Genomic DNA, 8,382 nt, shown 5'->3' on the forward strand with positions numbered 1-8,382 from the left:
GTCAGCCATGCCCCGCTATTACGGGGCATGGCTGAAAAACATACAAAAGACTGAGGAATTTTCAACTCCAAACGTCATAGTCAGGAATCGTTGCTTTTTGTTGGTTCCGCCTTCCAAGCGCCTTGGACGCATCAACCGGAATCAAGCGGATGTTTCAAAAAGAGGGCGATTCCATACCGATTTCCCCATTCACTATATGACCGCTTTGCGCTTGCCATGACCGCCGTTCACCCACCCTCGCCATCAACCGTTCCGGCAACGCCACAAAATCCCGCCCTGTCTCGGCTGAAAGCCCGCCGCAAACGCTGGTTGGACGTGCATTTGTGGCTGGGTTTGACTCTGGGCTTATTGTTGTCGATTTACGGCGTCACCGGCAGCTTTCTGGTTTTTTACGCCGAGATCGACGAGTGGCTGCATCCGGACTTACTGACGGTCGAACGACCCGCGGATGGCGAATACCGGCCGTTGGCGGACATCTTCGCCGCCGGTAAAACCGTGATGTCGCCGAACGCGAAACACGTGTTTTCGGTGTACCCGCGCAATGACAACGCGGCATTCAAACTGCGTTACCAATTTCCGACCTCAGACACGGAAACCGAGCGCTGGCTTGTCGGCGTCAATCCCTACACCGCCCAAGTCACCGGCAAGATGCTGTTGAATCGTTCCGGCGAGTGGCTGCCGGCTACCTTCATCGACTGCGTATTCGAATTGCACTACGCCTTGTTGATCCCGTCGGAAGACATCAGCGCGGTGATTGTCGGGGTCTCGGCGGCTCTGTTGATCGTCTCGACGCTGACCGGCCTGATCGTCTGGTGGCCGCTGACCGGGCAGTGGCGCAATGCCCTGACGTTCAAAGCCAAGCCCGGCAAGGTGCGTTTCAATTACGATCTGCACAAAACCAGCGGTTTTTACACGCTGCTGGTGATGATTCCGGTGCTGTTTTCCGGGATTTATATGGTGTTGCCGCATAACGTGGTGCCGGTTTTAGAGCTGTTTTCGCCGGTGACTTATCGCTATTGGTTTCAGTCCAATCCGCCTTATCCCAATGCCCCGGCGATCGGCATGGACCAGGCGGTGGCGATTGCCTTCCAACAATATCCGCAAGGCCGGCCGCACTGGATTTATGGCGCCGCCGAGCCCACCAAAACCTATACCGTTTGCCAGGACGGCGTCGCCGCACCCGGCAGCCTTTTGCAGCGCCGTTGCACGGTGATCGATCGTTACTCCGGCAAGATTCTGGACCGGGATGACCCCAGCCTGCCCAGCGCCACGGCGGGCGAAATTTTCACCCATTGGCAATGGCCGCTGCATTCCGGACAGGCCTTTGGGATGACCGGGCGGATTTTGGTATTCCTGACTGGTCTGGCCTGCCCGGTTTTGTTTGTCACCGGCTTCATTCGCTGGCGGCAGAAACGACGGCCCAAACGCCATCCGAGTTGATGCCCTCTTGAAGCGCCCCGTCTTCCCGACTGTTTCGTGGTGGGCAAACTTGGCTAAACTAAACAGCGGTCCGGCCAATCGGACCGACTTGTCATATTTTTCCGCTTAGCCTAAGGACAGACGGCATGCGCATCTCGCAAAAACTGATCTTCGCGTTCGTCGCGGTATTTTTGTTAACCGCCTTGGTTGGCGGCATCGGCATCGTCGGCCTGAATCGCATTGCCGATACGTTGGAACACACCCACCACATCTTGTTACCGCAAATCCGCCACACCGAGGCAATGAAGTCGGCGCTGATCGATTATCGAAACCGGGAAACGCAGTTGTTGCTGACCCGGTCGGCCGACGAAATTGCCGAAACGCTAAACCGGATGAGTAAAAATTCGGCCGACCTGCAAAGTCACGAACAAGCCTTGCTGCCGCTGTTGACCGGCGCCGACGAAATCGCCCGCCACCGCGTGTACCGGGACAAGTTGCAAGCCTATCAGCAAAGCCACCAACAGTTCGAAGCCTTGATCAAGTCCGGCCAATACGAGCCGGCTCTGAGTTATTTTCGCGGCGCCGGCCGCTCCGCTTTTCGCGAGTTGCTGCCGACGATAGACGCCTTGGTCGAAGCCAGTCTCGCCAACGCCGACCAGTCCGAACAGGATGCGTATGCAGTGATCGAGTCCAGCCGAGCACTGACCGTCGGGGTCACGTTAGCCGTTTTGCTAAGCGCCCTCGGTTTGAACACCTGGCTATTTCAAGCCATCGTACCCCGGCTCAGGCGCATCGATAACACGACGACGGCGATTGCCGAACGCTTGGACTTTTCGTTGCGGGCCGATGTCGGCAGCCACGACGAAATCGGCGAAACTGCCGAAGCCGTCAACCGAGTAGCCATCGCGATACAAGCGGCACTACGCGACTTGCTAGCCGGTATCGCGGATAACGCCGCCAATGCCGAACGCCTGCTGACGACCGCCGATCTGGCGTCGCAAAGCTCGGAGCGCCAATCGGAAGCCGCCGCCAGCATGGCCGCGACGGTCGAGGAATTGACGGTCAGCATCAATCAGGTAGCAGCGAACGCCGCCCGCGCTTTCGACTTGGCCCATCAGTCCGGCGATGCCGCCCGCGGCGGCGGCGAAGTCATTGCCGATTCGATCCGGCAAATGCGGGAAATCGCCAGACGCATCGAGCAGACTTCGGCTTCGGTCCAACATCTGGGCGCCGCCTCCGATGAAATTTCCGGGATTATTCAAGTCATCCGCGATGTCGCCGAGCAAACCAATCTGCTGGCCCTGAACGCCGCGATCGAAGCGGCACGGGCCGGCGAACAAGGCCGCGGCTTTGCCGTGGTGGCCGACGAAGTGCGTAAACTGGCCGAACGGACCGCGGTGGCAACCCGCGACATCGGCGTCAAAATCACCAGCATTCAAGCCGGCGTCAAGGATGCCGCGGCACGGATGACCGAAGCGGTCGAGTTGGTGGAAACCGGCGTGGTCGTCGCCGACGGCGCCGGAACCTCGGTGAAGTTGATTACCGAACGGACTCAAGACAGCGAGGCCGAAGCCAACGCGATTTCCAGAGCGATCCGCGAGCAGGGGGAAGCCAGCCAGCAAATCGCGGTGCACGTCGAACAGATCGCCAGAATGAGCGACGAAAACAGCCGCGTGGCCGAACAAACCGCCAAGCTGTCGCGTAATCTGGCCGGCATCGCCAGCGCGATGCGCCAGACCGCGCAACGCTTCAAAATTTAACCGAGACTGCGCGATTGGGAACCGCGCAAAGCGTGGCTATACCGAATAGCGGCGTTGCACCTCCGATCCGGGGGGCATACGCCACGCCTCACCGAATCTCACCATGCGCCGGCCGGCCGAGCTTGGGCAACCAAACGTGACCGGGCCCGCGCCGCTTGGCGCTGGCAAGTCCGCTATCTGGCTTGCCAGCGCAAATCCAACGTAAACGGAAAGTCTTTGTTGATGTTCTCCGCCGGCACGTCGAAAGGCGTCGCGCTGGGCGTATGGCCGTGTTGCCAAAAGCGGCTGACCCGCCGCCCCTCGGCTTCGTAGGCGTTGACCGGCAAGGTCTCGTAGCTGCGCCCGCCCGGATGGCTGACGTGATACGTACAGCCGCCGATAGACCGGCCATTCCAGGTATCGATTAAATCGAACACCAGCGGCGCTTGCACGCCTATTGTCGGATGCAGCGCCGATGGCGGATTCCAGGCGCGATAGCGGATACCGGCCACCATCTCGCTTTGTTTGCCGGTGGCGCGCAGCGGCACCAAGCGACCGTTGCAAGTCAATGCGTAACGATCGCCCATCGTGCCGCTCAGCGTGACTTGCAAGCGCTCGACCGACGAATCCACGTAACGGGCGGTACCGGTGCTGGTGATTTCCTCGCCCAACACATGCCAGGGCTCGATGGCCTGATGCAATTCCAAATGCAGATCGCCGACGCGCAATGTGCCGATACGCGGGAAACGGAATTCCAAAAACGGCGCGAACCATTCGGCCTTGAAGTCGTAACCGGCGCTTTGCAAATCGCGCGCCACGTCCTGGATGTCGGCCGCCACGAAATGCGGCAGCATAAACCGGTCGTGCAATTGGGTGCCCCAGCGCACCAACGGCTTTTTATAGGGCTGGCGCCAAAACCAGGCCACCAGCGTTCTCAGCAGCAGCATCTGCATCAAGCTCATTCGAGCGTGCGGCGGCATTTCGAAGGCGCGCAGTTCCAGCAGCCCCAAGCGGCCGGCGTCGGCACCCGGCGCGTAGAGTTTGTCGATACAAAACTCGCTACGGTGGGTATTGCCGGTCATATCGACCAACAAATTGCGCAGCAAGCGATCGACCAGCCACGGCGCCATCACCTCGCCGTCCGGCATTTGCTGGAAGGCAATTTCCAATTCGTACAGACTGTCGTTGCGGGCCTCATCCACGCGCGGGGCTTGGCTGGTCGGACCGATGAACAAGCCGGAAAACAGATAGGACAGCGCCGGGTGATGCTGCCAATAGGTGATCAAGCTACGCAGCAGATCCGGCCGGCGCAACATCGGACTGTCCACCGGCGTGATGCCGCCCAGCGTGACGTGATTGCCGCCGCCGGTGCCGGTGTGGCGGCCGTCCAGCATGAATTTTTCAGTACCGAGCCGGGTCAATCTGGCTTGTTCGTACAGCGCGGTGGTGTTGAATACCAATTCCTTCCAGTTGGCGGCCGGATGAATATTGACTTCGATGACGCCGGGATCGGGGGTTACCGGCAAGCGCAGCAAGCGCAAATCGTGCGGCGGCTGGTAGCCTTCGATGACGACCGGCATTTTCAGCGCGGCGGCGGCGGCCTCGACCGAGGCAACGATGTCCAGATAGTGCTCCAATTCCTGAGTTGGCGGCAGGAACACGTAAAGCCGGCCTTCTCTAGCCTCGACCGTCAACGCGGTGTGCGGCGTCCAGCCACCGCCGTGCGGCGCGCGATCGTCGGCGGACGCCATTTCGTTCGGGTGCAGCGGGTCTTGTTTGACGGTCTTGCTGTAGCGGCGGCTGACTTCGGAATCAATGTCGCCCAGCGGCGGCACCGCGTCGTACAAACTGCGTTCGATCAACGGATCGCGATCCGCCGCCGCTACCCACGGCAGACTGTTTAACGGTAAACGCAAACCCATCGCCGAATCGCCCGGCACCAGGAACATTTCGCCGCGCCTGAAGTGCCACGGACTGCTGCACCAGACGCCGGCGCGATAATCCCAGTACAACGGCAGCGCGTAACCGGCCGGCGCGCCGAGATCGGCGCTCAATACCTTGACCAGGCGCTGGCGCTCCAGATCGTCCTTCAAATCGGCATGGCTGAAATCGATATTTTCCGGCAACAATCCTTCGTGCAGCAGGTAGTACAACGGGTCTTCGTAACCCGGCAGGATGCAATCGCCGCGTAGGCCCAAGCGTTTCGCCAATTCACGGATAAAAGCGTCGGCTTGCTCGCGGCCGTAACCGTAGTCCTTGGTTTCGTCCGCAAACAGGGCCGGATTTTTCCATACCGGCACGCCATCCTTGCGCCAGAAACACGCCATTTGCCAGCGCGGCAACGGTTCGCCCGGATACCATTTGCCCTGGCCGAAATACAACATGCCGCCCGGCGCGAAAACCTCGCGCAAGCGCCTGAGCAGTTTGCCGGCCAGCTTGCGCTTCTCGGGGCCGTCGGCGGCGGTGTTCCATTCCGGCGCATCCATGTTGTCGATGGACACGAAGGTCGGTTCGCCGCCCATCGTCAGGCGGACGTCTCCCAGACTCAGTTCGGCATCGACCTTTTCGCCCAGCAGATCGATTTCCTCCCATTGCCGATCGGTATAGGGCTTGGTTACCCGCGGGTCTTCGTAAATACGGCTGACCCGATTGGAAAACTCGAACGACGTTTCGGCCTTGCCGATGAAGCCGCCGCTGACCGGCGCCGCGCTGACGTAGTCGGCGGTACAGGCCAGCGGAATATGGCCCTCGCCGGCGAACAGGCCGGAGGTCGGGTCCAGACCGATCCAACCGGCACCGGGAATGTAAACCTCGGTCCAGGCGTGCAGATCGGTGAAGTCCTCTTCGGTGCCGGACGGCCCGTCCAGCGCCTTGACGTCGGCGGTCAGTTGCACCAGATAGCCGGACACAAAGCGCGCCGCCAACCCCATGTGCCGCAACACTTGCACCAACAGCCAGCCCGAATCCCGGCAGGACCCCACTTTGCGTTCCAGGGTTTCCTCGCAGGTCTGTACGCCGGGTTCCATCCGAATCGAGTAGGTCACCGCCTGATGCACGGCCTGATTGATGTCGACCAGAAAATCGACGACGCCGCGCTCGCTCCGGTCCAACGTTTTCAAAAACTTGCCCAATAACGGACCGTCGTCCTTAACCTCCAGATACGGCGTCAACTCCTTGGCCAATTGTTCCGGGTAGCCGAACGGGTATTTTTCGGCGTATTCCTCCAGAAAAAAGTCGAACGGATTGATCACCGTCATTTCGGCGATCAGATCGACTTCGATCGAAAATTCGCGGGTTTTTTCCGGAAACACCAGTCTGGCCAGATAGTTGCCGAACGGGTCTTGTTGCCAATTGATGAAGTGCTTGTCCGGCTTGATGGTCAGCGAATAGGCGCTGATCGGCGTCCGCGAATGCGCGGCCGGCCGCAGCCGCAGCACGTGCGGACTGAGCTGTACCGATTGGTCGTAGCGGTAACAGGTCTTGTGATTGATCGCGACTTTGATGCTCATGGAGTAACCACTGGGTTGGCGGCTTCGCTTTCCGCTTGGAGCAGCCGCAGGTTTTCCTCGACGCCGGCGGCATGGGTCAGCTCGGCGACGTTTTGTTTGGTGAAGAAGCCGTCGAAATCGCCGAAGCGCTGCACATATTCGACAATCAACGAAGAATGCTCGGAGGCGCTGGAAAATATCTGCTTCAAACCCTCCTCGCGCGAACCGATCACATCGAGCAAAAAGTCCTTGCCCTTGGCGCGGATCGCATCGACCACGTAATCGATATTGGCCCGGCCGCCGGTATCGCCGTCGGCGACGCCAAGCGCCACGTGATGCAGGCGCGGCCCGTAATTGCGGACGAAGTTTTCGGTCGGCGAAGGCAGGCCGACCAAATGATTGACGAAATAGGGTTGATTGGCGGCGGTGAACACCTTGGCCGGGCTGAAACTCTCCTCGGCATAGTGAATGCTTTTGGTGACGTTGGTCGACGAGTTCTGATTGGCGATATCGTAAGAACCCCAGTAAAAGTAACTGGACAAGGTCAGATATTCCAGGATTGCCACTTCGCGATTCTGGCTGTACACCCGCGTCGCCAGATGGTCGATGGGCTGGATCAGCCGCTCCAGGCCCAGCTCGGCCTGAATCTCCTTGGCTTCCAAATAACCGCGATTGACGTCGTCGCGAATGATGCTGTTACCCAAGGCGTAGACCCGCAAATCCTCGGGCGGCCGTTCCCAGTAGCCGACGATGTTGTGGGTGTAGGGCGAGGGCTTGACGATCGCCATGTTGCCAGGCAAACCCAGCTTGCGGATCTGATCCTGGTTGAAGAAACGAATTTCCCGCGACTTTTGTTGTTCGACCACCTCGTGCAGGTTGCTGACCCGGAACACCTCGCCCATGTAGCGCGAATTGGGCTTGTGAGCGCCGATTGGGTAGACTTCGTTCAAGGCCCGAAAAATGTCGCCGCGACCGGTATCGCGCACTTCGCGGACCAGCAGGTCGGGCGAATTCATGTCGATACGCAGTATATGGGTCCAATGCGATTCGGTTTCCAAGGTCACCAGATAATGGTAGGGCGTCATCAGCGCCAGCTCGCTGACGTAAGCGGCTGAGCAACCCGGCTCGACGGTAATCATCATCGCGTCGATTTCGCGGATCATCTCGGTCAGGCCGGTGCGATCGCGGTTTTCCAACAGTTTGACCAGAAATTCGTCGAACCAGGCCGAATTGGCTTTGTCGCCGTGCCTGGGGTGGATCAGTGAGTTGATCATCCAATTGCCTCGTGAATATAACGTAAAGGTGCGGGACGCGAGCGGCTTCGCCGAAAAGCGTCCCTCTCGACCGATGGGTTAGCCATTGTCATGTCAACCTCGAAATATTTTTCTCAAGGAAGGATCGTGCACTTTTACCAGCCAGACCAGCACGACAAGCGAGATAGAGAATAGAAAGCGCCAAGAATGCTCGAATTGCAGCCGAGTGGCTGGTTCCACTGGGACAGGGCATGTTGAGGGTAAAGCAATTATCAACCTCAGGGTCGGAAAAATACTCATCGAGTTTCACAGGTAATTTGCTGCTTTTCGATTTCCCAACAATGTCAGAACAGTAAGAGGTGAAAAACTGAATCTGCCCGTGCTCGAGAAGCCGAATCATTTGCCCACGATAATCTTTGTACAAAGCCTCGAATATTTGCTTTGTATCTAAATCCCAAATTTCAAGCTCGATGTCCACGGATG

The 8,382-nt window shown here is 58.9% G+C and carries 6 protein-coding genes; 3 read left to right on the forward strand and 3 right to left on the reverse strand.

Annotation, left to right across the window (positions count from 1 at the left end):
- The 3 genes from AC3B8H_RS15495 to AC3B8H_RS15505 form a co-directional block, all read left to right on the forward strand.
- A partial coding sequence (locus tag AC3B8H_RS15495; RefSeq protein ID WP_488442446.1) for a hypothetical protein occupies nt 1-220 on the forward strand: 220 nt, incomplete at its 5' end.
- Nucleotides 217-1,440: a PepSY-associated TM helix domain-containing protein gene (locus AC3B8H_RS15500; protein WP_488442447.1), complete on the forward strand. Its 1,224-nt coding sequence runs from the start codon at nt 217-219 to the stop codon at nt 1,438-1,440. The genes AC3B8H_RS15495 and AC3B8H_RS15500, both read left to right, overlap by 4 nt.
- Nucleotides 1,441-1,565: 125 nt before the next feature.
- Nucleotides 1,566-3,179 carry a methyl-accepting chemotaxis protein gene (locus AC3B8H_RS15505; RefSeq protein ID WP_488442448.1) on the forward strand — a complete coding sequence of 538 codons (1,614 nt, stop codon included), beginning with the start codon at nt 1,566-1,568 and terminating at the stop codon, nt 3,177-3,179.
- Nucleotides 3,180-3,352: 173 nt separating this feature from the next.
- Here the strand turns inward: AC3B8H_RS15505 and AC3B8H_RS15510 are convergent, their stop codons facing one another.
- From AC3B8H_RS15510 to AC3B8H_RS15520, 3 genes are all read right to left on the reverse strand, one after another.
- Nucleotides 3,353-6,667 (reverse strand): transglutaminase family protein, encoded by a 3,315-nt coding sequence (locus AC3B8H_RS15510; protein ID WP_488442449.1) that lies wholly within the window; start codon nt 6,665-6,667, stop codon nt 3,353-3,355.
- Nucleotides 6,664-7,920, reverse strand: coding sequence for a hypothetical protein (locus AC3B8H_RS15515; RefSeq protein ID WP_488442450.1), 1,257 nt, complete (start codon nt 7,918-7,920; stop codon nt 6,664-6,666). The genes AC3B8H_RS15510 and AC3B8H_RS15515 overlap by 4 nt, the downstream gene beginning before the upstream one ends.
- Nucleotides 7,921-8,008: 88 nt before the next feature.
- Nucleotides 8,009-8,382, reverse strand: a 374-nt coding sequence (locus AC3B8H_RS15520) for a hypothetical protein (protein ID WP_488442451.1), incomplete at its 5' end; no start/stop codon positions are given.

The organism is Methylomonas sp. BG-2, assembly GCF_057766305.1.